At 41.3% G+C, this 25,254-nt stretch carries 22 protein-coding genes; 14 read left to right on the top strand and 8 right to left on the bottom strand.

Annotated elements, in window-relative coordinates:
* Positions 1 to 42: 42 nt before the first annotated feature.
* Positions 43 to 276: a hypothetical protein gene (locus BGP15_RS20885; RefSeq protein WP_286770670.1), complete on the top strand. Its 234-nt coding sequence runs from the start codon at positions 43 to 45 to the stop codon at positions 274 to 276.
* Between the two features lie 985 nt (positions 277 to 1,261).
* Here the strand turns inward: BGP15_RS20885 and BGP15_RS20880 are convergent.
* A complete protein-coding gene (locus BGP15_RS20880; RefSeq protein ID WP_286754845.1) occupies positions 1,262 to 2,434 on the bottom strand; it encodes an acyl-CoA dehydrogenase family protein in 1,173 nt (390 codons plus the stop codon).
* Between the two features lie 125 nt (positions 2,435 to 2,559).
* Between BGP15_RS20880 and amaB the strand changes: the two genes are divergently transcribed.
* Complete coding sequence (gene amaB / locus BGP15_RS20875; RefSeq protein ID WP_286770669.1) at positions 2,560 to 4,089, top strand: L-piperidine-6-carboxylate dehydrogenase; 1,530 nt, start codon at positions 2,560 to 2,562, stop codon at positions 4,087 to 4,089.
* Between the two features lie 19 nt (positions 4,090 to 4,108).
* A complete protein-coding gene (gene lat / locus BGP15_RS20870; protein ID WP_286770668.1) occupies positions 4,109 to 5,398 on the top strand; it encodes an L-lysine 6-transaminase in 1,290 nt (429 codons plus the stop codon).
* 59 nt (positions 5,399 to 5,457) lie between these two features.
* On the opposite strand, the gene BGP15_RS20865 is transcribed toward lat, so the two are convergent.
* The 3 genes from BGP15_RS20865 to BGP15_RS20855 all read right to left on the bottom strand — a co-directional run bounded on the left by BGP15_RS20865 (position 5,458) and on the right by BGP15_RS20855 (position 7,806).
* A complete protein-coding gene (locus BGP15_RS20865; RefSeq protein WP_286770667.1) occupies positions 5,458 to 6,225 on the bottom strand; it encodes a suppressor of fused domain protein in 768 nt (255 codons plus the stop codon).
* Positions 6,226 to 6,302: 77 nt separating this feature from the next.
* Positions 6,303 to 6,752 carry an energy transducer TonB gene (locus tag BGP15_RS20860; protein ID WP_083295803.1) on the bottom strand — a complete coding sequence of 150 codons (450 nt, stop codon included), beginning with the start codon at positions 6,750 to 6,752 and terminating at the stop codon, positions 6,303 to 6,305.
* A 70-nt stretch (positions 6,753 to 6,822) separates the two neighbouring features.
* On the bottom strand, positions 6,823 to 7,806 hold the full coding sequence (locus BGP15_RS20855) for a hypothetical protein (RefSeq protein WP_286770666.1): 984 nt from the start codon (positions 7,804 to 7,806) through the stop codon (positions 6,823 to 6,825).
* Between the two features lie 224 nt (positions 7,807 to 8,030).
* Between BGP15_RS20855 and BGP15_RS20850 the strand changes: the two genes are divergently transcribed.
* Positions 8,031 to 8,537, top strand: coding sequence for a GbsR/MarR family transcriptional regulator (locus tag BGP15_RS20850; protein ID WP_286770665.1), 507 nt, complete (start codon positions 8,031 to 8,033; stop codon positions 8,535 to 8,537).
* 4 nt (positions 8,538 to 8,541) lie between these two features.
* Complete coding sequence (locus BGP15_RS20845; protein ID WP_286770664.1) at positions 8,542 to 9,459, top strand: TIGR01777 family oxidoreductase; 918 nt, start codon at positions 8,542 to 8,544, stop codon at positions 9,457 to 9,459.
* A gap of 30 nt (positions 9,460 to 9,489) precedes the next feature.
* On the opposite strand, the gene BGP15_RS20840 is transcribed toward BGP15_RS20845, so the two are convergent.
* Together BGP15_RS20840 and BGP15_RS20835 are read right to left on the bottom strand one after the other, a co-directional pair.
* Complete coding sequence (locus BGP15_RS20840) at positions 9,490 to 11,601, bottom strand: type IA DNA topoisomerase (RefSeq protein WP_286770663.1); 2,112 nt, start codon at positions 11,599 to 11,601, stop codon at positions 9,490 to 9,492.
* A gap of 111 nt (positions 11,602 to 11,712) precedes the next feature.
* Entirely contained in the window at positions 11,713 to 13,071 is a 1,359-nt protein-coding gene (locus BGP15_RS20835; RefSeq protein ID WP_286727371.1) for a deoxyguanosinetriphosphate triphosphohydrolase, read from the bottom strand.
* Between the two features lie 250 nt (positions 13,072 to 13,321).
* Here BGP15_RS20835 and BGP15_RS20830 point away from each other — a divergent pair, with 250 nt between their 5' ends.
* The gene (locus BGP15_RS20830) at positions 13,322 to 14,380 is read left to right on the top strand and encodes an aldose epimerase family protein (protein WP_286770662.1); all 1,059 of its coding nucleotides are present in this window, start codon (positions 13,322 to 13,324) and stop codon (positions 14,378 to 14,380) included.
* Between the two features lie 84 nt (positions 14,381 to 14,464).
* Here BGP15_RS20830 and argH read toward each other — a convergent pair whose 3' ends face one another.
* On the bottom strand, positions 14,465 to 15,796 hold the full coding sequence (argH, locus tag BGP15_RS20825) for an argininosuccinate lyase (protein ID WP_286754839.1): 1,332 nt from the start codon (positions 15,794 to 15,796) through the stop codon (positions 14,465 to 14,467).
* A gap of 583 nt (positions 15,797 to 16,379) precedes the next feature.
* Here argH and rbfA point away from each other — a divergent pair.
* Genes rbfA through BGP15_RS20805 form a run of 4 tightly spaced genes read left to right on the top strand, consistent with a single transcriptional unit; the run spans position 16,380 to position 19,162 of the window.
* Positions 16,380 to 16,751 carry a 30S ribosome-binding factor RbfA gene (gene rbfA / locus BGP15_RS20820; protein WP_070562015.1) on the top strand — a complete coding sequence of 124 codons (372 nt, stop codon included), beginning with the start codon at positions 16,380 to 16,382 and terminating at the stop codon, positions 16,749 to 16,751.
* Positions 16,752 to 16,780: 29 nt separating this feature from the next.
* Positions 16,781 to 17,428 (top strand): leucyl/phenylalanyl-tRNA--protein transferase, encoded by a 648-nt coding sequence (gene aat, locus BGP15_RS20815; protein WP_286727370.1) that lies wholly within the window; start codon positions 16,781 to 16,783, stop codon positions 17,426 to 17,428.
* Positions 17,421 to 18,509 (top strand): aminotransferase class V-fold PLP-dependent enzyme, encoded by a 1,089-nt coding sequence (locus BGP15_RS20810; protein WP_286767313.1) that lies wholly within the window; start codon positions 17,421 to 17,423, stop codon positions 18,507 to 18,509. The genes aat and BGP15_RS20810 overlap by 8 nt, the downstream gene beginning before the upstream one ends.
* A gap of 2 nt (positions 18,510 to 18,511) precedes the next feature.
* Entirely contained in the window at positions 18,512 to 19,162 is a 651-nt protein-coding gene (locus BGP15_RS20805) for a DUF8465 domain-containing protein (RefSeq protein ID WP_070562009.1), read from the top strand.
* Positions 19,163 to 19,212: 50 nt separating this feature from the next.
* Here BGP15_RS20805 and BGP15_RS20800 read toward each other — a convergent pair whose 3' ends face one another.
* The gene (locus BGP15_RS20800) at positions 19,213 to 19,611 is read right to left on the bottom strand and encodes a hypothetical protein (protein WP_070562007.1); all 399 of its coding nucleotides are present in this window, start codon (positions 19,609 to 19,611) and stop codon (positions 19,213 to 19,215) included.
* 221 nt (positions 19,612 to 19,832) lie between these two features.
* On the opposite strand from BGP15_RS20800, the gene BGP15_RS20795 reads away from it, so the two are divergent.
* The 4 genes from BGP15_RS20795 (at position 19,833) to hemB (ending at position 25,130) form a co-directional block, all read left to right on the top strand.
* Positions 19,833 to 20,672 carry a hypothetical protein gene (locus BGP15_RS20795; protein ID WP_286767314.1) on the top strand — a complete coding sequence of 280 codons (840 nt, stop codon included), beginning with the start codon at positions 19,833 to 19,835 and terminating at the stop codon, positions 20,670 to 20,672.
* A gap of 219 nt (positions 20,673 to 20,891) precedes the next feature.
* Complete coding sequence (gene hemA / locus BGP15_RS20790; RefSeq protein WP_070562003.1) at positions 20,892 to 22,133, top strand: glutamyl-tRNA reductase; 1,242 nt, start codon at positions 20,892 to 20,894, stop codon at positions 22,131 to 22,133.
* Between the two features lie 351 nt (positions 22,134 to 22,484).
* Positions 22,485 to 24,071: a hydroxymethylbilane synthase gene (gene hemC, locus BGP15_RS20785; protein ID WP_286770661.1), complete on the top strand. Its 1,587-nt coding sequence runs from the start codon at positions 22,485 to 22,487 to the stop codon at positions 24,069 to 24,071.
* Positions 24,072 to 24,161: 90 nt separating this feature from the next.
* Complete coding sequence (hemB, locus tag BGP15_RS20780) at positions 24,162 to 25,130, top strand: porphobilinogen synthase (protein WP_070561999.1); 969 nt, start codon at positions 24,162 to 24,164, stop codon at positions 25,128 to 25,130.
* Positions 25,131 to 25,254 lie beyond the last annotated feature (124 nt).

Genomic DNA, 25,254 nt, shown 5'->3' with positions numbered 1-25,254 from the left:
TTGTTCTTATTTATTTCATTTTCACCTTAACTGCCTGTAACGGTGCGAGATTCTTTTTGTAAAACAGGTGATCGGAAGGCTGGGAACGCCGGTTCCGGCACAGAATGGGGACGGGAACCGGACTTTGGTGTGGGCTTTACAGGGAAAGAGGGATGGACATTGTATTGTTCGATCTGTTTCTGCCTAAACTCAGGAACCACTTTGGTAGCCCTCTTGGCTCAATGCCCAATTGAAGATGGTGTACACTGGCGCAGCCGATGGACGGACGGATATTGATAAGGCCAGAAAGATCGCAGCGGAAAGAAACCGCAATGCAGGATATAACAGGGGACGGACGGATACCGTACTTTCTTATCTGTTTACATAGGTTTAGCTTAGGGTTTAGTTAGGGTTTGTTTAGGTATAGTATAGGTTATATCTAAACAAACCCTAACTTATTGCTAAGTTAAATATAAACAAAAGCTAACCTAAGGAATAAGAAGCCCTCAACTTTTCTTTATTTACTGGGGAAGCATGGCTCATTTAGGGCAAACTAGGGTTCCGCCTCGTGGACAGGGCTCCGGCTGCTGCGCAGGGCTTGCGGGAACCTTCGGCTCCCATCTCCACCTGCTTCGTACCATGCTCGGGGCAGATTTGCCCTGCAACCGTATTCTGTCCGTGTTGAGTCCGTGTTGAGTCCGAGTCTAAGCCCGCACTTACCCCGCTGCCAACACGGGCAAATGACGCTCCGAACGCGACCATATCCCCTGAATGCCCCTAAAAAAGGTCAACGCCAATCCGAACCGCAGCCGAACAACTCCGCAGCGACGCTGCAACACGAAAACAACTCGGAAAAACACGCTATAAAGAAGGAAAAAACCATTTCGCAGTACTGATTTGCCGTACTGATTTCAAGCATCGGAATTAAATACAATGCTTATGAAGAAGTTAGCCTGTTATCGGCTTGAACGGCGACTGATCATAGCGCTCACATGGAATGACCAAAAGAGAACGATAGAATATACCTACAGGGACAAATGAGGTCTATTGAATCCTTATTACATAATAAGTATTAACACCACATAATTATATAAGTATTAGCGCTAACAAAATTATATAAGTAATAAAATTACATAGGCATTAACATGATGTAGAAGCATCCTCGAATCCACACTAATGCAGCAAAATATACACAAACGATGCCACCTCTTATTGACTAAAAATTCAATAAATCATAGCATCGTTTATTACTGTATAAAGCGTGTTCGTACGAAGAAAAAGATCAAGAAAAAGCGTTCAGCCCCGTAATATCTTGTCCTGTGATCAATAAATGAATATCATGCGTCCCTTCATAGGTAACTACAGACTCTAGGTTCATCATATGTCGCATTATTGGGAAGTCACCGACAATCCCCATTCCGCCAAGAATCTGCCTAGATTCACGCGCTATCTGCAGCGCCATATTCACATTGTTCCGCTTTGCCATGGAGATTTGCTGAGGGGTAGCACGCCCCTCATTCTTGAGTACTCCTAAACGCCACGACAGCAACTGCGCCTTGGTAATTTCTGTCAGAAATTCCGCCAGCTTCTTTTGCTGCAATTGAAAACCGGCAATTGGCTTTTCAAACTGATGTCGCTCCAACGCATATTGAACCGCAGTTTCATAACAGTCTATTGCTGCTCCGATCACGCCCCATGAAATTCCATAGCGGGCCGAATTCAAACAGGAAAGTGGGCCACGCATTGAATTTACAGCAGGAAGTATATTTTCCGCAGGGATATAAACATCATGAAAAACCAATTCACCTGTTTTGGAAGCGCGCAACGACCACTTATGCATGGTCTCCGGAGTTTCAAAACCAGCCATTCCGCGCTCAACAATAACTCCCCGTACTTTCCCGGCCTCATCTCGCGCCCAAACGACGGCAATATCACAGATAGGCGAATTTGTAATCCACATCTTTGCTCCATTTAATAAAAAACCAGCTCCTTTTGCCGTCAATTTCGTTTCCATTCCACCCGGATCAGAACCATGATTAGGCTCAGTAAGCCCAAAAGAACCGACCAACTCCCCCGATGCCAACCGCGGTAAATATTTACGACGTTGCTCCTCACTACCAAAGGTATAAATCGGAAACATCACCAAAGAGGATTGCACCGATGCTGCCGAACGAATTGCCGAGTCGCCGGCTTCCAATTCCTGCATAATTAAGCCATAGGAAATCTGATCCAACCCTGCACCACCATATTCGACAGGAATATAAGGTCCCAACGCTCCAATTGCCCCCAATTTAGGCATCAAACCCGCAATAGCACGGTGCTCCTGCGCCGCATCTTCAATGAAAGGCTTTATCTCTGTTTTCACAAAATCACGGACAGACTGCCGTATCAGTTTATGTTCTTCGGACAATAAATCGTCCACCTGGTAATAATCGGTATTAATCTGTTTGATCATGATATAGTCTACATTAGCTTATCTAAGATAACGATTATTTTTCACTGAACAATATTCAGAACAAACTTGTCAACAAAAAATTTATTTCATATATTTAAACTATTCCACGAATAAAATAAACCATTATGATAAAATCAGCGCTTAAAACACTTGGAATATCTTCCCAGAATTTAGGATCATCAACTGGACAGCAATGGTTTTCCGAAGGTAAAGAATTCGAATCCTTTTCACCTGTCGATGGAAAACTCATCGCAAACATAAAAAGTAGCAATCGTAAAGACTATGAAGCAGTCATTAAGCAGGCCGGAGATGCATTTTTACACTGGCGCCTACTGCCTGCTCCAAAAAGAGGAGACATCGTTCGCCAGTTGGGAGACAAGCTACGTGAGCTTAAACCTACTCTCGGAAAATTAGTTTCCTATGAAATGGGAAAATCTTACCAAGAAGGCATGGGTGAAGTCCAAGAGATGATCGATATCTGTGACTTCGCCTTGGGCCTATCCCGTCAATTGTATGGTAATACCATCCATTCGGAACGTCCTGGGCACCGCATGTACGATCAATATCATCCTTTGGGTGTCGTCGGTATTATTACAGCATTTAACTTTCCAGTGGCGGTATGGGCATGGAACGCCGCCCTCGCCTTGGTCTGCGGCAACACTGTCGTCTGGAAACCCAGCGAAAAAACACCGTTATGTGCCATAGCTTGCCAAAAATTACTTGCAGAAATCTTACACAACAACGGGCTGCCCGAGGGAATATCCAACCTCATTATGGGCGACAGGGAAGTTGGCGAGTGGCTTTCGGCAGACAACCGCATCGCCTTGATTTCTGCAACAGGATCTACCCGAATGGGAAAAGAAGTCGCCGTTACCGTAGCACAACGCCTTGGTAAAACACTTTTGGAGCTCGGTGGAAACAATGCGATCATCGTTACTCCAGACGCCGACTTAAAAATGACCATTATCGGTGCTGTATTTGGTGCCGTAGGTACAGCCGGACAACGCTGTACAAGTACCCGAAGACTTATTATCCATGAGGACATTTATGACAACGTCAAAAAACAACTGACAAAAGCTTATGGTCAATTAAAAATTGGTGACCCTTTGGACACGAAAAATCATGTGGGACCATTGATCGACAAAGCCGCCGTAAAATCATACTTAAACGCACTGGACAAAATTAAAACACAAGGGGGAAAAATGCTGATCAAGGGAAAGGTCCTTGAAGGCAAAGGGTATGAAAGTGGCTGTTATGTGCAGCCTGTCATTGCCGAAGTTGAAAATCATTATGAAATCGTACAGCATGAGACCTTTGCCCCTATTCTTTACTTAATCAAATACAAAGGGGATATCAGTGCGGCCATAGCACTTCAAAACAGCGTCGCCCAGGGATTGTCTTCTGCCGTTATGACCAACAACCTACGGGAAGCCGAGCTATTTCTCAGTGCTGCTGGCTCTGATTGTGGTATTGCCAACGTCAATATCGGCACATCGGGCGCCGAAATCGGAGGTGCTTTTGGAGGCGAAAAGGAGACTGGCGGAGGCCGGGAGTCTGGATCAGATGCCTGGAAAGCTTATATGCGCCGCCAGACAAATACCATCAATTATACAACTGACCTTCCCTTGGCACAAGGTATCAAATTTGATTTATAAACCATTTACACACAAAACTATGAGCAGCGTACATGAAAGATTAAGCAAACATATATTAGCCGATGGATTCCCTTTGGTTATGGATATGGAGAAATCCCATGGTTCTTATGTCGTGGATGAAAATGGGAATGAGTACCTCGATATGTTCAGTATGTTTGCCTCCATGGCCGTGGGTTACAATCATCCACATTTGGTCAAACAACGTGACTTCCTGGGTAAAATGGCCGTCAATAAGCCAGCCATGTCAGATATTTACCCCAAAGAGTTTGCTGATTTTGTCGACACTTTTGATCGCGTAGCCATACCGAAAGAACTCCCCTATGCCTTTTTCATCTCGGGGGGAACACTCGCCGTGGAAAATGCATTAAAAGCTGCCTTCGACTGGAAGACAAGGCTTAATTTCGCACAGGGAATACAAAAGGAAGCCAGCCAGGTCATTCACTTTAAACAGGCTTTTCATGGTAGATCGGGCTATACCCTGTCATTAACGAATACACAAGACCCCAGAAAATACCTTTATTTTCCAAAGTTCAACTGGCCACGCATTACCAATCCTAAATTGAGCTATCCCTTAACAAGCGAACATATCGATCAGACGATTGCTTTGGAGGAAAAAGCTGTCTCGGAAATACGTCAGGCGATCACGGCTAACCCCAACGATATTGCCTGCATTATTATTGAACCGATACAGGGTGAAGGTGGCGACAACCATTTTCGAAAGGAATTTTTCGTACAGCTTCGTCAAATATGTGATGCAAATCAGATCCTCTTAATTTTTGATGAAGTACAGACGGGATTGGGTATTACGGGAAAAATGTGGGCTTACCAACATTACAACGTCATTCCCGATATCATTGCCTTCGGCAAAAAAGCACAAGTCTGCGGTATACTGGCGAGCAAGGAAAAATTTGATCAGGTGGAACATCATGTCTTTCAAGAATCCAGTCGTATCAATTCGACATTTGGTGGCGATTTTATGGATATGCTCCGCTTTAAATTAATTCTTGAAGTCATAGAGCAAGAAAACCTGATTCAAAATGCGGCAGAAAAAGGGCGCTATCTACAAGATAAGCTCCAGGAACTGCTATCGAAAAAACCGCAGCTGTCCAATTTACGGGGTGAGGGTTTATTCGTTGCAGTGGATTTCGAATCGGAAGCTGCACGGAATGAATTTATCAAGAAAGCCTACGCCAATAAACTGATTATGTTAGGCTGTGGAGAGAAAAGTATCCGTTTTAGACCGCACCTCAATGTGAGCTATGAGGATATCGATAAAACGATAGCAATTATAGAAAAAAGTATTTCCTAAAAAGATATGCAATGCTAAAAGCTCTAAAATAGCCCATCGCATTGCATATTTTTTATAAACTATCTATCTTTACAGACATTGGGACGGTCGATATCGACCAGCTCGGAAATTCCATATTCATCAAACAAGTCTAAGAGTGCATCTGTGCCCTCTTCCAGTTTGTAATCCATCTCTTCTTTATACACGGGAATCATTGCATAAAAATTGATCAGATTACCATCTTTGGTCTTTAACTCCAAAAATTCCTCATCAAAACTTAACATAGGCGGAAGCAGCAACATACAACCGAAACCTGTATTTGCAATATCTTCGGCTTCCATGCCATTGGGAATGGTATGCCCATAGCCCAGCCAGGTTTTGTACTCATGTGGAAACCGCGCTAATCTTTTCAAAAAGTATACCGGCCAATAATTATTGTCATCCTGAAATTCCTCTTCTCCAATCTTCCAATCAGCGGGCAGCACAACCATTAGCTCTGCGCGCTCATAAGACTCTTTGTTTTCCACTTCATCTGGAACACGCATAGCCAGGTCACTCATGCCCGAAGTAACCAAGATATGATATGGATAGTTTGCACTTGGTTTAATCCAATGCACATCGATATGAACCAATTCGGAGATAATCTCATGGAATACCATATCGGGTTCGGCAATATATTTGGTCAAATGCTCCTCGATTTCATCCAGATAAACACATTGTACCTCCGGAAATAAGTTTTTAGGATCCTTATCATCAGATTGATCTTCATAACGGTAGACCGTAGAACCTCCGGCAGTAATTTCTGTATCTTTTTTATCAGGCGAAGATTCCTCCGCTCCGCTACTCATAATCTTTTTGACTTTATCCCAAAATGACATATTATCTTATAAATGGTGAAAATTTAAGCTATTCTTTTCTTATCAATTTATTCGATCACAGCAACGACAGGTTGCCTGAATCTTGTTTTAACCGGTTTTCCCTTGACCTGACCAGGCATCCATTGTGGCGACCGGCGCATAGCAGACAACACAGCCTTTGCAAACTCGGGGCTTATCTTATCGGGATTCTCGATTTCAATATTGCAGATCGCCCCATCCTCGCAAACAATAAATTTCAGAATTGCCGTTTGCCGAGATCCGTATTTTGCATAGGCCACACTGTCCATTGCCCGGACTGTTCCGGACAGATCCAGATTATTTTGTATAAATTTGGACCAGGCCACCACCCCGCCCTTGAAATAGGGAAAATCATCAACATGCTGTGCGATACTGTCTGCAGGGATATCCCGCTTAGCAATCACTTGTGCACTTGCGGAAGTACACCATACCATAAAAAGTAAAACTGAAAAAAGAGTCTTAAATCCTGTTAAATACATACCCTATCCTATCCATAACCGTACCATTTAACGCTTATATAAGATAATTTATTACTTTAATTCTTTTGGACTAATTGAGCGGCCTAGCAATATCAGTAACAAACTCTCCTGCTTCGTCAACAAGAAAACTAATCGGATGCTCTGGATTTTTAATAATCTCGAACAAGGTCAAACCCCAAGGTTTCCAAAAATTTTCCAAAACTTGGCCATAGGTCTTGTTTTGCCAATGATCAAAGATAGGTTTCATCGACATATCTGCTAATGGCATCGGTTCAACATAGACTTTTTGCGGGGTATTTAAATAGGTATAATCTGGTAAACGATTAAATAAGTAGGCTGAATAAAAATAGCGTGCACACAATTCTTCAAACTGAATGGGATGCAATGTTTTGCCCGCAATAACCTTGAGGATATCTTCGTGATAAATATTGTTTGTGGCATTATCTTGAAGACAGGCGATTACAGCAAAGTCCTTCATGCGGATAGAAAAGATCAAGGTATTGATTTCATCACGATACATAAATGTATCGGGTGCATTCTCAACCGGTACAACAACCAATGAAAATGGGAAGGTATTTTCAAACTCCATCGGTACAACCAGCGACTGCAACATCGCATGGAGATTTGTAAAACGCTGTGCAAGGGCCTGAGAAAAGTTCATATCTTCGCCAGAAGCTTTTTGCTGCCGAATTCCCGCAAGAATTTCATTAAAGACCACCCCATAGATGATTTTTGTCATCCATTGAAACAATAATAAGGGATCCAACTGTTTGACGGCTTCATAACCTTGTTCAAACGACTGTTCTACCACACGTTCCATTTGTTCGATCGCTTCAGCTGCAGTTATGGAACAGGGGAGCTTCAACGATTTATAAGTCACCAGATTCTCATCCAGCATTTTAAAAGGTTTATCTTCCAATTGAAAAGATTTCATCATCCATACAGGAAACACCTGAATGGATTCTTCTTCCGATTGGAGTTTATTTCCTGTTAAAAAACAAATATCTGAATCAAACTGAAATTGTTTGAATGGATTATACAAAGTTGCCGCCATAATGCAGGCAAAGTTAAAACAAATCGAAAAGTCCGCAAGAAAAGCAAATTCTTATTACGATATGGTGACTTGTCTATTTAAACTTATTTTATTTTCAGAAATTTTTGAAAGTTCAAAAACTTTAAATAACTTTAATATAGGCAATCATAAAAAAAGGACGAGAAAGCCGATCGGTTCAATAGTCCGATAAAAACAAATTGAGATATTGGCAAAATAAAAGCACGATGGAATTACAAGAAGCAAAACAGCAATTTATAGACACCTGGGGGGCATTAGGTTCTGAATGGGGAATCAACAAGTCCGTTGCGCAAGTTCATGCCTTACTCCTCTCGGCAAGCAATCCCATGTCTACAGACGAGATTATGGAAAAGTTGGTGATCTCGCGCGGCAATGCCAATATGAGTATCCGACAATTGATCGATTATGGCATCGTCTACAAAAAGCATATTGCCGGCGACAGAAAAGAATATTTTGTTGCCGAGAAAGAAGTCTTAAAATGGGCCATGAAAATTGCGGTAATGCGTAAGCAAAAAGAACTTGACCCCGTTATGGATATTCTAAAGGATATCAGCCGAAATACAGAGAAGGATCAGACTGCAGAAGGTAAGGAATTCCATAAAACGGTCAAGGACATCCAAAATCTGACGGATCAACTCGAAACTATTACCAACAAGATTTTCAATACTAGCGGTGGAGATTTATTAATTAAATTGATCAAATTAATGATGTAGCATCATGAACTGGACTGTAAACACACTTGCCATGCATAAAATAGTCATCGCTGGAGGAACAGGTTTTGTTGGACAATATCTTTCCGAGAGATTTCAAACATTGGGTTACGAGGTTATCGTCATTGGCCGTCGGCAGGGCAATATCCTTTGGACCGATCGATCCGGCATTTCCGATGCACTGGAAAATGCGGAGATGCTAATCAATCTAGCCGGAAAGTCTGTCAACTGTCGATATAACGAAAAAAATAAGGCCGAAATATTTTCTTCAAGAACAAAGACCACAACGATTCTTGGTGAGCTGATCGCAGGCTGTACCAATCCACCAAAATTGTGGCTCAACTCCAGTACAGCAACCATTTATAGGCACGCCGAAGATCGTCCGATGACCGAAAGTTCGGGGGAGATCGGAACAGGTTTTTCTGTTGATGTTGCCAAATTATGGGAAAAGACTTTTTTCGACTTCAAATTGGAAAAGACAAGACAGGTGGCACTTCGGATGGCGATTGTTTTGGGTGCGGATGGAGGTGTTATCCTGCCTTTTAAAAATCTTGTCCGGGCTGGACTAGGGGGCATACAAGGAAATGGCCAGCAATATTTTAGCTGGATCCATATTGAAGATCTTTTTCAAATTATTTTGTTCTTAAAAGATCATGCGGATATGGATGGTGTCGTCAATTGTGCGGCCCCCCATCCGGTTACGAATAAAACTTTTATGGCGACTTTTCGACAGGTAATGAACTGTAAAATTGGTCTACCATCTCCCAAATGGCTGCTGGAAATAGGTGCTGCTTTTATTGGCACGGAGACAGAGCTGCTTTTAAAAAGCCGTTGGGTATTACCTGAAAAGCTGGAGAATAGTGGATTTACGTTCAGGTTTCCATCGATTTCAAGTGCTTTACAGGATATTCTGCAGCGGGAATAAAGTTGAAAAGATAAACGTGGGGTAAACCATTTACCCCACGTTAACCTTAAAATTTTCAAATACAAGCGGCGCAGTGACAATAGCACCCTCATTATTTTTTACCCCTTTAAACTCGGAGGTTTTTCCTTTCTCCAACAGGTTCTTCATCTCTTTTTCGTCGAGAAAGATACCATTCAATGTCCGCCAGATCTTAAAATCACATCCACGGGCATAATGGTCGCATTGGGCTACTTTGTCGTAGAGCAAAATTAATCCCTGCTCACATTTCGGACATTTTATCTTTCCTTTTTGTTGAGGTTTAACTTCCTCTTGCGCGAGAGAAATCCGCAGCGTCAACAGTTCTTTTGTAATTTTGGCCGTATAGTCCTTAATATGTTTCATAAAAACATCATAGGACACTTTATTGGCTCGCATTTCCTCCAGCTTCTGCTCCCATTTACCGGTCAAGGTTACCTTGGCAATGGAACGATCTTTTACAAGATTGTATACCGCAAGTCCTTTTTCCGTTGGGATCAGTTTTTTCTTGTCGCGCTTAATATAATCCCGCTGGAAAAGTGTTTCGATAGTTGCGGCTCGTGTAGCAGGTGTACCAAGTCCACAGTCCTTCATAGCCTGCCGCATTTCATCGTCTTCAATTTCCTTTCCCGAAGTTTCCATGGCCTTCAATAAGGAGGCTTCGGTATGTATGGGTCTTGCTTTGGTAAAACGTTCGGCAAGTTCGAGGGTCAGAATCTGCAATAATTCCTCAGCTAACAGCTTCGGTAACTGCGCATTTTCATTATCCTGATCGTCATTGTTTTTATCTTCATCGGGCGCTTCGATCTGCTCCGCGGAAAGACGCCAGCCGTATTGCTTGATTACAGTACCTTTGGCGATAAGTTCAACCCCCTGCGCGTCAATTGTCACGGTGGTAATATCTTTTATACATACCTCCGAGAAACTTTCCACCATGCGCTTGGCGATCATATTGTAAACATTCTGTTGCTCTTTGAGCATGGGACCCGGCTTTTCATCCGTCACCAATAGGGCGTGGTGATCGGTTACCTTTTTGTCATCGACAGAACGTTTGTTCAATTTTGCACCGATCAGATTTTTTGCGATCGACGCGATGGATTCATCTGCGGTATCCGACAAATGTTGAAAAAGTGCGCCAATTTCTTCAAAAACATCCTCACCGATGTAACGGGAACCCGTACGCGGATAAGTGATGACCTTCTTTTCGTAAAGTGTTTGCGCAATACTCAGTGTCTGATCGGCCGAATAACCATACTTCTTATTTGCATCCTGTTGCAGCGATGTCAAATCAAATAGCAAGGGCGGTTGCTCTTTTGTTTCTTTGGCTTCCACCTTTGCCACGCGGGCATTGGAACCAACGGTCAATCGCGCAATGGTTTGCTCGGCGACATCCTTTTTATCGATCTTATTGGAGGTTGCCTTAAAACTGATATTATCTTTTTCAAAACCGGCCTGAATTTTATAGAATGCCTGGGGTTTAAAGTCTTTATTTTCCAGATAGCGCGAACAGATCATGGCCAAGGTTGGCGTCTGAACGCGGCCCAAAGAAAGTAATCCTTTATTCCCGGCCGCCAAGGTGATGGCCTGCGTCGCATTGATACCGATGAGCCAGTCCGATTCCGAACGTGAACGGGCAGACATGTACAGGCTATCGTATTCCGTACCTGCTTTCAAATTGGCAAATCCTTCTTTAATGGCTTTATCCGTTTGGCTCGATATCCAAAGGCGTTTAAAAGGTACTTTAGAACCTAAAAAATAGTATATATTACGAAAGATCAATTCACCCTCCCGTCCCGCATCGGTAGCCACAATGATTTCTTCGGCCTGTTCCAACAGGGATTTTATGGTGTTGAGTTGCTTAACTGCTCCGGTATCATCCATCTGCTTGCCATCACGCTTCACTTTCTTCGATTCTAGCTTAAATGTTGGTGGAATGATCGGCAAATTAGAAATTGTCCACGAATTGTATCCGTAAGCCTGTGGCGTACAGAGTTGAACCAAATGGCCAAAAGCATACGTAAAAGCATAGCCATTGCCGGCGATATAACCGTCTTTGACTTCCTTCGCCCCCATCACTCGAGCCAGATCACGCGCCACGGAGGGCTTTTCAGCAATTACAACCTTCATTTTAGATATGAGATGTTAGATTTTCGATCCGAGACTTTAGGATAATACCCTCAGGTATTACAGCGAGTCTCAATTTAATATTGATATTTTACCCCTTTACCTGAAACGTCCCTATTCTATGGATGGTATTGTTATTCCCTTGATTTTACGGTACAGCTCTATGGCATAAACGTCAGTCATACCTGAAACAAAATCCAATACACAACGGATTTTGGAATACGAATCTTGTTTATCCGTATAAAATTGTTCAGGAATTAATGCAACGAGCTTTTTATCGTAATTGTTCTTGTTCTTCTTTAGGTATGCCGGAACAAACTCTTTTAATAGGGCATCCATCACCCGGTAACCAGCAATCTCAATTTGCACAACAGTGGGCGCATTATAGATTTTTGCAATGGAAATCTTCGAGATTTTTTTCATTTGTGTAACAATGTCCTCATCTAAAGCATCCATCAATGCTGATCCGAAAGTTCCTGACAGAAATTTGTCCTGCTCACGTACAAAGACATCAACACATCCTTTAATCAAGGTATTGATCGCTTTAGCACGCAACAATGCTACACGGCTTGGGGTATCCAGCAATCCATCGAGCCTGTCGCGAAGATTTTCTTTGCCACAGAGCGGCAATAGTAATTCTTCCACTTCTTGATAGGACAATATCTTAAGATGATGTGCATCTTCCAAATCAATAATATTGTAACAAATATCATCCGCAGCCTCCACGAGATAAACCAAAGGATGTCTTAGGTACCCCTTTGAATTGGAAGGATCTTTTAATAATCCCAATTCATTAGCAACCTTCTCAAATGCTTTTTGTTCTTCCGTAAAAAAGCCATATTTCTTGCGATGATGGCTTTTCTTGAGGTGGCCATCAATTGCCAGACAGGGGTATTTTACAATGGAAGCCAGGGAAGTATAGGTCAATGCAAAACCTTTGGGATCCTTTCCTTGAAAGGCATGTGTCAGAATCCGTAGCGCATTGGCATTTCCTTCAAAGTGGGTCAGATCGGCCCATTCTTCGGCTGTTACCTGCTCTTGGTATTTACGTCCATCGCCATCTGTGAAATATGTGGAAATAGCGGATTCACCCGAGTGACCAAAGGCCGGGTTGCCCAGGTCATGTGACAAACATGCCGCAGAGATAATATTTCCTACTTCTTGCAAAAAAGGGTAATCATTATCCAGGTTTGGATTTTCCTCTTTCAACTGTGCATAAAACATACGTCCCAAAGAGCGTCCTACACTGGCAACTTCTAAACTATGTGTCAACCTATTGTGCACGAATACAGCGCCAGGAAGTGGAAAAACCTGCGTTTTATTCTGTAATCTCCGAAATGGGGATGAAAAGATCAAACGATCATAATCCCGTTGAAATTCCGACCGGGCCACCAGGTAACTATCTACGCTCCGATCTTCGTAACCCCAGCGCTTTGCAGAGAGCAAATCTTTCCAATTCATTTTTTCAGACATAGCGCAAACTTAGATAAATTTGCCTTTAAATACAATTATAATCATAGGAGACCGGCTCAGAAATTCCCCGAATGACTGTGCACATATCCCTATATTTTACTGCTGTTATTTACCTGTTCAGGAGTCATTTTTGCAACAGTATCCTGGATTGCATTTCAAAATGACAAATTTTACAAACAGCTGTTGTCAAAGTCATTTTTATACTGGTTATATTCTGTATCTTTAACCTAAATACCAATAGGGATTCATCATGACGAAATATCAAACACTTATTCCAAAACATTTTGAAGGTACAATTGACGGCAAAAACACGCATTTGCTCTTATTAAAAAACGAAGGGGGCATGCAAGTACTCTTAACGGATTACGGTGCACGTATTGTCAGCATTTTGGTACCTGATAACAAGGGAAATTTGGTGGATGTTGCACTGGGCTTCGATTCCATTCAGGCCTACCTGGATTCTGATGAGAAATACCATGGCTGCACAGCGGGGCGTTTCGCCAATCGCATTGCTGAAGGCGAATTTGAAATAAACGGAAAACACTATACGCTTCCGCAAAACAATGGCAATAATTGTCTTCATGGTGGTATTTCGGGCTTTCATGATAAGGTTTGGGACAGAAGGGTCACTTATCAATCGCACGTCGAATTTTATTATGTTTCCCAAGATGGTGAAGAAGGATTTCCAGGGAATCTAAAAGTTATGGTTTCTTATACCCTAACCAGAAATAACGAGATTATTATCAAATATCATGCGCAATCGGATGCCGATACGCACGTCAACCTGACCAATCATACGTACTTCAATCTGGATGGGGAAGGCAGTGGCGACGTATTGCAGCAGATCCTTCAGATCAATTCAGATAAAGTCTTATTTGTAGACGACAACCAGATACCGAATGCAATAGTACCTGTGGAGGGCACCGCCTTCGACTTCCGCATACCCAAACCTATTGTGCAAGATATTACTGCAAATAACGAACAATTGATCGCTGCCAAAGGATATGATCATTGTTATGTCAACAACCAGCCTATTTCGCAGCCTTGTGCAACAGTCTATTCTAAAAACACGGGCATTCAGCTGGATGTCTTTACAACGGAGCCGGGCGTACAACTCTATACAGCAAACTGGATGACCGGAAATGATTTTGGCAAAAGAGGTTACAAGTATCTTCCTTATGCCGGATTCTGTCTGGAAACTCAGCATTTTCCGGATACACCCAATCAAGCGGAATTTCCTTCAACTTTGTTAAAAGCAGGCGAATCATTCGACTCCGAGACACATTTTAAGTTCTCCATAAAAAAATAAGAACATAAAACGGCCGATAAGCACATGCTTACCGGCCATTTTATGTTGATGTGCTATTTCCTCTGTAGGGCTACAGCATATTTTTTATTTTAAAAGGTCATCCAATGCTGATTCGACTTTTTCAAAACCAAAAGTTACTTTGACCTCGGCGAACATACGTTGGATCTGATCATTGCAGAGATTTCCAATACTTCCCTCGTGGGTATGATTTACCTCTTTTGATGGCTTGAAACGCCCTTCATCAATATCAATACCAATAGTCCTATAGGCCTCCCGGAAAGGAACTCCTTTCAGGACCTCATTGTTCACCACTTCAACAGAGAACAAATAATCGTATTTTGGATCGTCCAGGATATTGTCTTTTACAGTTATATTTTCCAACATAAAGGTTGCGATTTCAAGACATTCATTGAGCGATTTAAACGCTGGGAATAAATTTTCCTTTAACAATTGAAGATCTCTATGGTAACCCGATGGAAGGTTGGTCGTCATCAACGCAATTTCATTTGGCAAGGCCTGTATTTTATTACAGCGTGAACGGATCAGCTCGAAGACATCCGGGTTTTTCTTGTGTGGCATGATGCTCGATCCCGTAGTCAAATGTGCAGGAAAAGAGATAAAGCCAAAATTTTGGTTGATATACAGACATACGTCCATGGCAAACTTGGCCAATGTCGCCGCGATGGAACTCATGCCCTGTGCCAAGATACGTTCAGTCTTCCCTCTTCCCATTTGTGCATAAACCACATTGTAATTGAGGTCTTCAAATCCCAACAATTGTGTCGTCATCGTTCTATTCAATGGAAAGGATGATCCATACCCTGCAGCAGATCCTAAAGGATTCTTATTACAAACCTTCCATGCTGCACGCATCATCTCCAGATCATCCACAAGGCTTTCCGCGTACGCACCAAACCATAATCCAAACGATGAAGGCATGGCAATTTGCAAGTGGGTGTATCCAGGGATCAGAATATGTTTATATCGCTCGCTGAGCTGGATCAATTCATTAAAAAGAGCCTCCGTATTCTGGATGATATGCTGAATCTCTGAGCGAAAGTATAATTTTAGGTCGACCAAAACCTGGTCATTACGGGATCTGCCGGAGTGAATTTTTTTACCAGCCTCTCCAATACGCTGTGTAAGCAACATTTCAACCTGCGAATGCACATCTTCTACCGAGTCTTCTATACGAAAGTCACCGGCTAAAATTTCTTTATAGATATTTTTCAGTTCTTTTTGTACAAGCGCTAGATCCTCATCGGTCATCAGGTTTATGCTATTCAGCATGCGTGTATGGGCCAATGAACCCAAAACATCCGCAGCAGCAAGTTGCAGGTCCATTACGCGGTCATTGCCCACCGTAAACGATTCTACAAAAGAATCGACATCTATATTTTTTTGCCAGATTTTCATTCGTATAATTTCTTTTTGATCCTGTTATCATCAAAAGCCTTTGGTCGGTTTAGTGTTGATTGAAGCTTCTGATAATTCTATCACATACAATTTTTACAAAAATACCAATTGCAAATGGTTATATCAATGCAAAGATTGCATACATTTTGCTCAGAAAATTGGATGAAAAACAAAAAATCAGGTGGAAAAAAAAGACTGTTACAAAAAAAATAAAATGTTAAAAGTTTGTTAAATCGCGATAAACACACATTATAAGTAACCACTCACTTTATTTTTAAAAGTTATTTTGTCAGTTTTTTAAGTATTCCTATGTTTGTAGTGTAAGGGAGATGAAAAAATAGAAGATGGTAAGGTTAGTAAATACTTACCGCTTTAAATACACCGAAATTTCAAACCAAATATGATAGACCCCAAAGTCTTAAAACTTGAAAGAAATTACCTAACCAATTGTGAATCGAAATTTAAAGGCACGTCAAACCAAGATGTGCCTTTTTTCTTATGTCGAGTCAAGTTTCTCTTTTAATTGAAATTTTGGCTATTTTTGTTTAACATAATTGAGAATATTCAACATAAAACGTATACGATGGGAACAGAAAGCAAGAGACAGCAACGTTTTGCTGGGGTGATTCAACAGGATTTAGCAGCATTATTTCAACGCGAAGGTAATTCATGGGCTCCTGGAGCGTTTATCACGGTTACACGGGTTCGTGTTACACCTGATTTGGCAATTGCCCGTGTTTACATAAGCTTTTTGAACACAAAAACGGCACAGGAAAATATGAAGTCCATTCGTTCCAAAACATCTGAAATACGCTACAAACTGGGAGCAAAAATTAAGAACCAGGTAAAGATTGTTCCTCAATTGGAGTTCTTCCTCGATGATACCAACGAATATGTTGAACACATGGACAAACTATTTGACGAGATCGGCAAAGAACCGCGTCAGCCAGAATAATGCTATCTATCGCAGCCTGTTAAACAACCATGGTATTTGAACTGGATACGAACAGACTGGAGTTTCCACACCCAAGTTATGCAGAAGAAGATGGTTTACTCGCCGTAGGTGGAGATCTTTCGCCAGATCGTTTGCTACTGGCCTATAGTAACGGAATTTTCCCCTGGTTCAGTGATGACAGCCCTATACTTTGGTATGCCCCAGACCCCAGATTTGTGATCGATCCCTCCAAGGTCAAGATCAGCAAAAGCATGGCGAGTGTACTCCGGAAAAAAACATTTTCCTTATCGATAGACCGCAGCTTTAAAGAAGTCATTCAGCTTTGCGCGACTATCAATAGAAAAGATCAGGCTGGAACCTGGATAACCCAGGGCATGATCCAAGCATATAGTAAACTTGCGGAGCTAGGTTATGCACATTCGGTGGAAGTATGGCAAGGTGGTATACTCGTTGGCGGGCTTTATGGCGTGTTAATCAATGGTGTCTTTTGTGGAGAAAGCATGTTTTCAAAAGTCCCCAACGCTTCGAAAGCGGCCCTGATTTATCTCGCCCAAGAAATTGAACTACGTTTAATTGATTGCCAATTTCACACGGATCATTTGGAAAGCATGGGCGGTGAATACCTTTCCTTGACAGATTATTTAGCAATACTAACAAAAGACCAAAGACATGAGTAGTCCCTATCGTAAACATTTTGACATCGCTTCAGCCGTAACTTACCTCACGACACCAGGATCCGGCTTACTTTCACGTGAAACAAAGGCTTGGCGCTCCAAAAGAGACCAAGATTTCTTTGACGCGAACAGTACCTTACGCGAACAGCAAGGTGCAACTTTAGATGCCTGTCGGGATACGCTCGGTAAATTCTTTAATTGCCCTTCCCAAAATGTGTTCTTATCAAGTTGTTTTTCCTTTGCCTTCAATGCGCTATTGGCAGGTTTACCGAAACAATCGAAAGTGCTGCTATTGGACAATGATTATCCTTCGGTTAATTTTCCTACAATTATAAGCGGTTTTGAACATCAATTTGTCAGGATGGACGAACAGCTGGAAACGAATTTATTGGACACAATAGCAACATTTAAACCAGATGTCCTTATTCTTTCCATTGTTCAATATATTTCGGGATTAAAAATAGACCTATCTTTCATACAGGAATTGAAGCATCAGCATCCCGACTTGTTGATTGTAGGCGACGGCACCCAGTTCTTGGGAACAGATCTTTTTGATTTTACGCTTTCGGGCTTTGACGCCGTATTATCCAGTGGATACAAATGGCTTATGGCTGGCTTCGGCAATGGTTTTGTTCTCTTAAGTGACAGACTCAAAGCGATACTTTATGCGGATATCCAAAAAAATTACAGCTTCCTCAACAACCAATGGATGAATAAATCTGTGGTACAACTTTGTTTTGAACCAGGGCATCTGGACACCCTGTCGCACGGAACGCTACAGCAGTCCCTTCTTCAATTGGAGGAATGGGGATTTTCCGAAACAGTGGCCTATACCCAAAAGTTAATTGCAGATGCCCGCGCTGAACTTGCCGACCGGAAACTGTTATTGGACAGCATCATCAATAGACGTCCACAGAGCAATATTTTCAATATTCAGATCAACCCCGAAAATTATCAGACTCTCCTGGATGAGGGCATAAAATGCTTTCCCCGAGGATCGGGGATCCGTGTTGGATTTCATTTATACAATGATCACTCGGATCTTGAGAAGCTATTATATATTATCGACACAAAAGTAAAGTAAACATGAAATTTAGAATAGGCGACTTAGTACGGTTTGTCGATGAGCCCATTGAGGGGCATATCACATCCATGCAGCCCAACGATATTGTAGGCGTTACAGATGACACTGGTTTTGAGATTCCGGTGCCAATGGATAAAATCACTCTTGTCTTCGGTAATATGCGTCGAGCAGATGATGAACTTGACCAGCATGCGACACCACTGACACCACATCGATTTATCGAAAAAGGAATACTTTTGGCAATTTCGGGAGACCACAAAGATGGACTTGCCAAATTACATATCATCAATGAAACGAGTTTTGAGCTCCTAGTGTCCGTAGCTGAAGCTACAGCGAATAAAGTAAAAGGTATTTTCAGCAATAAAATACCGCCACACGATTCGATGCAGTTTTATACAGGCAACTTTGCAAATGTTGGGAAATGGCCTACCTTCCGTTTTCAGATCATACGGCATAGTGCTAGTTTGCAGGAACTGACATCACCAATCAACAGAGAACAGCGTGTACGTCCTGTAGATCTAACTAATCCAAAAGTCCTGAACGAAATTTTGGATGAAAAAATATGGTCCTACGAACTGGATAAGATTGAAGAGGATTTAGGACTGGACAAGTTGAAAAATCATTTCATACCACATCGTCCAAATAAAAAATAAGCTAGATGAATTTCATCTAGCTTATTTTTTATATACCAAACGGCTTTATTTTATTCAGCTGTCGCAGAAACCTTCTTGGTGCTCAACAATAATAGTACGATGCCAACCAAATAGACAATCCAGCCCCAGCGCATGTGCAGGGATTTAGAAAGCAATTTATCGGCAAATCCCCAGCCGAAATAATTATTGATCTTAAACCAGACCGCTGTTATACTCAACAGATACCAACAGGCGGCCACTCGGGTCATCCACTGATAAGCTCGAACCGCACGGACAAAAAACAAGAGGGCAGTCACCCCGAGTATAAGTAATGTAATAAAGAACAAGTAGGCATCTACCTGATATAAGTTCCAATTTCCCTTAATAGGCACTTTTAAGAATGGTGTCATGCTGGACAAAAAAGAAATGACTAGTCCAACAATGGCAAAGTATTTTTTGATAATAATCATGGTTCAAATTCCTTTAAAACTGCTACGAATATAAGTTGAATATTGACACATATATAACTTGTATTTCACTTTTTGAAAAATTATTCTATTTTTAAGCGCAATTAACGCTTAGAACAAATAAAAAACAAGACTAATCCAAAGATCATCAATCACTTAAATCTGGTTTTCACTTGTTTAAAAGAGATGAATATAATTTTTAGCATTTAAGCCGAATAATAAACATGAAAAGAGAAGTTGAAGAAATCGCAGCAGAACAACCTGCACAGCCTAATAAAAAGAAAAAGATCTATATCATTATTGGCGTCGTGCTATTGGTTGTCCTAGCGGGTGGCGGATATTACAACTATAGCCATCGACAAGCTATCGACGGCCTGCAGGTGGATAGTACCGCGACAGCTGTTGTAGGGTTTGACAATGCAGATCCCAAAGACCTGGAAGATGCTGATGGTTGGAGTTCACTGGAAGACTATCAACACTGGAACAATGCAATCTTCACGATTCCCGAATACGATAATATCCCGTTACGCTATAGAAGGGGTATTACAAAGATATTCATGGGTAATAACTACCTTGAACCTGTAGATGATAAACCTATATACAAGTTTACACGCATAAAAGATCGTGCTAAATCTGTTTTCTGTTATGGTAACTTTACCGATCGCAACGATTCAGACAGTTGGAATAAAGAAATGGCTTTTTTGGTAGAAAAGAACGACTACCAGAGCAGTGCCATCTGGATCATTTCAGCAAAAGGCGATATTTTATTCTGGAAGGAATATTCAAGCGAACTGCCACTCATCAACAGCTTCAAAAAGGGACAAAAAATTTTTATGGATGAGATGAAGTTAGTACCTGCTCCTGCTGATGGAATTATTGTCAAGAATAAAAATTCCAAGTACGCATTAATTTACAATAAAAGCAGCAAGACCTTCGACAGCTATTACCAATACAGTGATAGTGAAATTCAGGAAGCTACCACTTCTGAAGAGGAGCCTTATGTGGAAGAATTGCAAGATGTCACCATCGACTCTGCAACTACAAATACAGGTATTAAAGAGTAGTTTATCGTATTTTATCGCTTAAAATTTTCGTCACGACAGATCGTGACGAAAATCATTCGATATTGATACGCAAAACAAACACCTGAATTACAGACATATAACCATCAAAATCAGCTATTTAAAATCTTTCTAAATTAATCCCTTTGACAGATTTTTGACACAAGCACAAAGCTTTTAAGCTACATTTGTACCGTTAAATATAAGCGAGGGATTAGAGCTTTGAAAAATCTTAAAGTATTAGCGTTTACTCATAAACATGTCGAACTAAAAGATCTAGGTAATCTAGTGATCTGCAATGAGGATTTAGAAAGTCGCCTCATCAATCTAAAGCATAGCCTAGACATTCCAGAGATCTTTTATATTGGTACTTGTAACCGAGTAGAGTTTGTATTTTATGGTGCTCACGAATTGACCCATGAATTCATTGCTGATTTTATGGGAAAATTGAACTTCTGTGTTCCTCAGGAGAGACTACAATGTTATTTAGGACAGGTCAACAAATACGAGGGTATGGATGCTTTAAACCACCTGCTTCGGATGTCATGTTCACTTGAAAGTCTTGTTGTTGGTGAAAAAGAAATTTTGGCACAGGTACGTCGGGCCTATGATCGTTGTAGAGAAGCTGGTTTTACTGGAGATTTTCTACGTCTGATGATGGATCGTCTCGTAAAAACGGCTAAAGAAGTATACACCTATACTAAAATTTCCAGAAACCCAATTTCCGTTGTCTCGCTTGCCTATCGCAAATTGCGCGAACTAAAACTGGTTGAAAACCCTAGAATCGTCATTATCGGTTCTGGAGAAACCAATCAGAACTTAGCGAAATATTTCCAAAAGAACCAAAAAGCTAAGTTCGTTATTTTCAACCGCACAATAGAGAACGCAAAGGCCTTAGCCGAAGAATTAAATGCTGAAGCTTATCCCCTAGCTGATATTGATCAGTACAAAGAAGGCTTTGATATTTTAATTACTTGCACAGGTGCTCCGACCTCCATTATTGACAACACACTTTATCAATCCTTATTAAACGGAGAAACGGATAAGAAAATAATCATTGACTTAGCCGTTCCGAATGATATTGATGCTGAAGTTCTCCAAAACAATCCGATTCATTATATCGAAGTAAGCAGCTTACAAGCTATTGCGGAGAAAAACATCCAAGAGCGTTATAACGAATTGGAGAGTGCCGAAAAGATTATACAGGACAATATCCAAGAATTTTTACCTTTAATCAAACAGCGACGTGTAGAGGTTGCTATGCGTGAGGTTCCTGAAAAGATTAAAGAAATTAAATCATTTGCGCTAAATGAGGTTTTTGCTCAAGAGGTTCAAGCCCTAACCCCTGAAGCGAGAGAAGTATTGGAAAAAGTCATCAACTACATGGAAAAGAAATACATCAAGGTTCCAATGGTTATGGCGAAAGAAATTTTGGTTAAAACTCCAGAAACGGAAAAAAACTAATACTAAGCTTCCTTTCGAACAGCGTTATATTCTATTACTTTTTGTTGCTTCCCTAGGTTTTGTACCAATGCCTATTAGCGGAATGAATCTGTGCCCGTCACCCGGAGCTATCCTTTGACTGTTTCTTTAAATTTCGGTTTGTCAATTATTTCCTGACATATAATGACAGTAACGTGTCAACATATTCCTTCTATTTATTTATTTTTGCTCTGATTAATGGTATTAAACACATTTTTCCGAAATTGTTTATTTCCGGGGCTCAATTGAATTAAAACACATGCTGTGCTAGTTGAATACGTCGCTACTGGGGGAACATTTTGTGATTGTTTTAATAGGTAAAGTAAAATTAACGTGAATAGAAAACTAATTATTGGTACCCGGGGAAGTGTTCTTGCCATGTGGCAGGCAAATTTTGTAAAAGATCGATTGGCAGAAATCGGAATTGAAGCAGAATTAAAAGTCATTAAAACACAAGGGGATATCATTCAACACCTTCGTTTGGATAAATTAGAAGGCAAAGGATTTTTCACCAAAGAGCTTGAAGAGGAGCTTTTAAGCGGGACCATTGATTTAGCTGTACACTCACACAAAGATTTACCTACGGTCAACCCTCCGGGATTGATCATTGCAGCGGTTTCTGAGCGTGAAGATCCCGCTGAATTATTGATTATCCACAAAGATTGTGTGGATATCAAAAAACGTCTTTCATTAAAACACAATGCGACTGTTGGGACATCATCCAACCGTAGAAAAGCGCAGATCTCGGCGCTACGTCCGGATCTAGAATTTGACGATCTCCGTGGTAATTTACAGACAAGAATCCAGAAGCTACGTGATGAGCAATACGATGCTATCGTACTTGCAAAGGCAGGTATTAGCCGTATTGAAATGGATATTACAGATTTTCATGTGGAAGAGATTCCTCCTGTTGAAATTATCCCGGCACCGGCGCAAGGAGTACTTGCTATTCAGATCCGTGAAGTTGACAAGGAACTTTTTGACGCTTTACAGCCCTTAAACAATGAAGAAGTAGCAAAAACAATCTCCGTAGAACGTTTGGTATTAAATAAATTTGACGCGGGATGTCATGCGCCATTAGGCTGTTATTGCCGTAAAAGCGGTGATGAATACGAAGCTTGGGCCTCTATTGCTGACACAAGCGAAGATTTTCCTGACCGTGTTTACCTTAGAGATACCGATACGACGCGGTTAGCGGAGCGTATTTTCAGCAAATATGCAAAGGATAGAAAATTGCCACAATCTGTATTTATTTCCCGGGAGGTAGACGAAAATTCCTATTTCGCAAGAGCAATGGCCAAGCACAATATTACTATTGAGGGCCGCTCTTTGATCAAAATATTCCCCATCATCAACAAATTGGATCCTTTTATCCTAAAACACGTGGATTGGATTATATTTTCAAGCAAGAATGGTATTGAGCACTTTTTCAATTTAGAGCCACGTTTGAGCAAAAAGACCAAGATTGGTGTCATTGGCCGTGGCTCGGAAGAGATTTTGCGCAAATATGACCGCGTTGCTGATTTCTCTGGCGACAGTGAGGGCATCAATATGGAGGAAATTGCGAAGAAATTTGCTGAATTGGCCAATGGTGGTACCGTGCTTATACCACGTGCGAAGGAATCTTTGGAGACGATCCAAAAAGCATTAAGCCCGGAGACAAAAATTATCAATATACCGGTATATGAAACGGTCTTAGAAGAAAATGTAGATCCATCCAATGCGGAGGTATTGGTCTTTACCAGTCCGAGCAATGTGGAAGCATATTTTGCAGACAACCTACTGGAACCAGGCCAAAAAGTAATCTGTATTGGCCGCTCTACCGGTGCAAAGTTTGATGAGATGAATGTGCCTTATACCCTTCCTTATTCTCCTGATGAGATCGGCCTTTCCGAAGCCGTTTTTGGATTGGAGTATTAGAATCGTATAAAGTAGTTTGTATTTCAAAGTCAGTAAACGATTGCACTGCTATTGCAATAAACAACATAGATCATAAATAATCTTAATATAATGTTACAACGTCCGAGAAGAAATCGTAAATCTGCCGTGATTCGCGACATGATTCAAGAGACACGTTTAGACGCGTCAAATTTGATTTTCCCACTTTTTATCGTCGATGGGCAAAATCAAAAAACTGAGGTTAAATCGATGCCAGGCATCTATCGCTATTCAATAGACAATCTATTGAAGGAAGTGGAAAGTTGCCTGAAGTTGGGCTTACGTTCATTTGATCTTTTCCCTAACATTGAAGAGTCATTAAAAGACAAATATGCTACAGAAAGCTACCGTGATGGAAGTTTATACTTACGTGCAATTGCTGCGGTAAAGAAAAATTTTCCGGAGGCTTGTATCGTAACGGATGTTGCCATGGACCCTTACAGCAGTGACGGGCACGATGGAATTGTCGAAAACGGTGAGATCCTAAACGATGAGACATTAGAGGTATTGGGCAAAATGGCCTTGGCACATGCACAATCAGGTGCAGATATCATTGCACCATCAGATATGATGGATGGCCGCATCGGTTACATCCGTGAGCTATTGGACCATAATGGTTTTACTAACGTTTCTTTGATGTCGTATACGGCAAAATATGCTTCGGCCTATTATGGTCCTTTTAGAGATGCCTTAGGCTCGGCACCCAAGCATGGCGATAAAAAGACCTACCAGATGAATCCTGCCAATGCAAAAGAGGCGCTTATTGAAGCACAGCTCGACGCACAGGAAGGAGCGGATTTTCTGATGGTGAAACCAGGACTTCCCTACTTAGATATCGTTAAACTTCTTGCAGACAACTTCGATCTACCAATTGCAGTATATAATGTCAGTGGAGAATATGCGATGTTAAAGGCGGCAATTCAAAACGGCTGGTTAGACGAACGTGTCATCCTAGAAACGTTATTGAGCTTCAGACGTGCTGGCGCTACAGCAATCTTATCCTACCACTCCAAAGAAGTATTGGAGAAAGGTTTTATTTAACACCTTCCAGATTATCTTCGATAATCGGAATTTAACTAACAGAAGCTCGGGAATTCATTTTCGAGCTTCTGTTTTTTTAAAATATTATTTAAACCTTTTTACGACATTGCGGTCAAACAGAAAA

This window comes from Sphingobacterium sp. 40-24 (assembly GCF_001899705.1).
GTDB classification, from domain to species: Bacteria; Bacteroidota; Bacteroidia; order Sphingobacteriales; family Sphingobacteriaceae; genus Sphingobacterium; species Sphingobacterium multivorum.
Note: the sequence above shows the minus strand (reverse complement) of the source record. Positions and strands in the feature narration are given on the sequence as shown.

Excerpts from the sequence above, each read along its gene's own strand:
- BGP15_RS20865 (WP_286770667.1), bottom strand. The coding sequence starts at position 6,225 with ATGAGTAGCGGAGCGGAGGAATCTTCGCCTGATAAAAAAGATACAGAA.
- rbfA (WP_070562015.1), top strand. The coding sequence starts at position 16,380 with ATGGGAACAGAAAGCAAGAGACAGCAACGTTTTGCTGGGGTGATTCAA.
- BGP15_RS20845 (WP_286770664.1), top strand. The coding sequence starts at position 8,542 with ATGAACTGGACTGTAAACACACTTGCCATGCATAAAATAGTCATCGCT.
- hemB (WP_070561999.1), top strand. The coding sequence starts at position 24,162 with ATGTTACAACGTCCGAGAAGAAATCGTAAATCTGCCGTGATTCGCGAC.
- BGP15_RS20830 (WP_286770662.1), top strand. The coding sequence starts at position 13,322 with ATGACGAAATATCAAACACTTATTCCAAAACATTTTGAAGGTACAATT.
- BGP15_RS20805 (WP_070562009.1), top strand. The coding sequence starts at position 18,512 with ATGAAATTTAGAATAGGCGACTTAGTACGGTTTGTCGATGAGCCCATT.
- argH (WP_286754839.1), bottom strand. The coding sequence starts at position 15,796 with ATGAAAATCTGGCAAAAAAATATAGATGTCGATTCTTTTGTAGAATCG.
- BGP15_RS20810 (WP_286767313.1), top strand. The coding sequence starts at position 17,421 with ATGAGTAGTCCCTATCGTAAACATTTTGACATCGCTTCAGCCGTAACT.
- BGP15_RS20880 (WP_286754845.1), bottom strand. The coding sequence starts at position 2,434 with ATGATCAAACAGATTAATACCGATTATTACCAGGTGGACGATTTATTG.
- BGP15_RS20850 (WP_286770665.1), top strand. The coding sequence starts at position 8,031 with ATGGAATTACAAGAAGCAAAACAGCAATTTATAGACACCTGGGGGGCA.
- BGP15_RS20800 (WP_070562007.1), bottom strand. The coding sequence starts at position 19,611 with ATGATTATTATCAAAAAATACTTTGCCATTGTTGGACTAGTCATTTCT.
- BGP15_RS20860 (WP_083295803.1), bottom strand. The coding sequence starts at position 6,752 with ATGTATTTAACAGGATTTAAGACTCTTTTTTCAGTTTTACTTTTTATG.
- aat (WP_286727370.1), top strand. The coding sequence starts at position 16,781 with ATGGTATTTGAACTGGATACGAACAGACTGGAGTTTCCACACCCAAGT.
- BGP15_RS20835 (WP_286727371.1), bottom strand. The coding sequence starts at position 13,071 with ATGTCTGAAAAAATGAATTGGAAAGATTTGCTCTCTGCAAAGCGCTGG.
- lat (WP_286770668.1), top strand. The coding sequence starts at position 4,109 with ATGAGCAGCGTACATGAAAGATTAAGCAAACATATATTAGCCGATGGA.
- BGP15_RS20840 (WP_286770663.1), bottom strand. The coding sequence starts at position 11,601 with ATGAAGGTTGTAATTGCTGAAAAGCCCTCCGTGGCGCGTGATCTGGCT.
- BGP15_RS20795 (WP_286767314.1), top strand. The coding sequence starts at position 19,833 with ATGAAAAGAGAAGTTGAAGAAATCGCAGCAGAACAACCTGCACAGCCT.
- amaB (WP_286770669.1), top strand. The coding sequence starts at position 2,560 with ATGATAAAATCAGCGCTTAAAACACTTGGAATATCTTCCCAGAATTTA.
- BGP15_RS20855 (WP_286770666.1), bottom strand. The coding sequence starts at position 7,806 with ATGGCGGCAACTTTGTATAATCCATTCAAACAATTTCAGTTTGATTCA.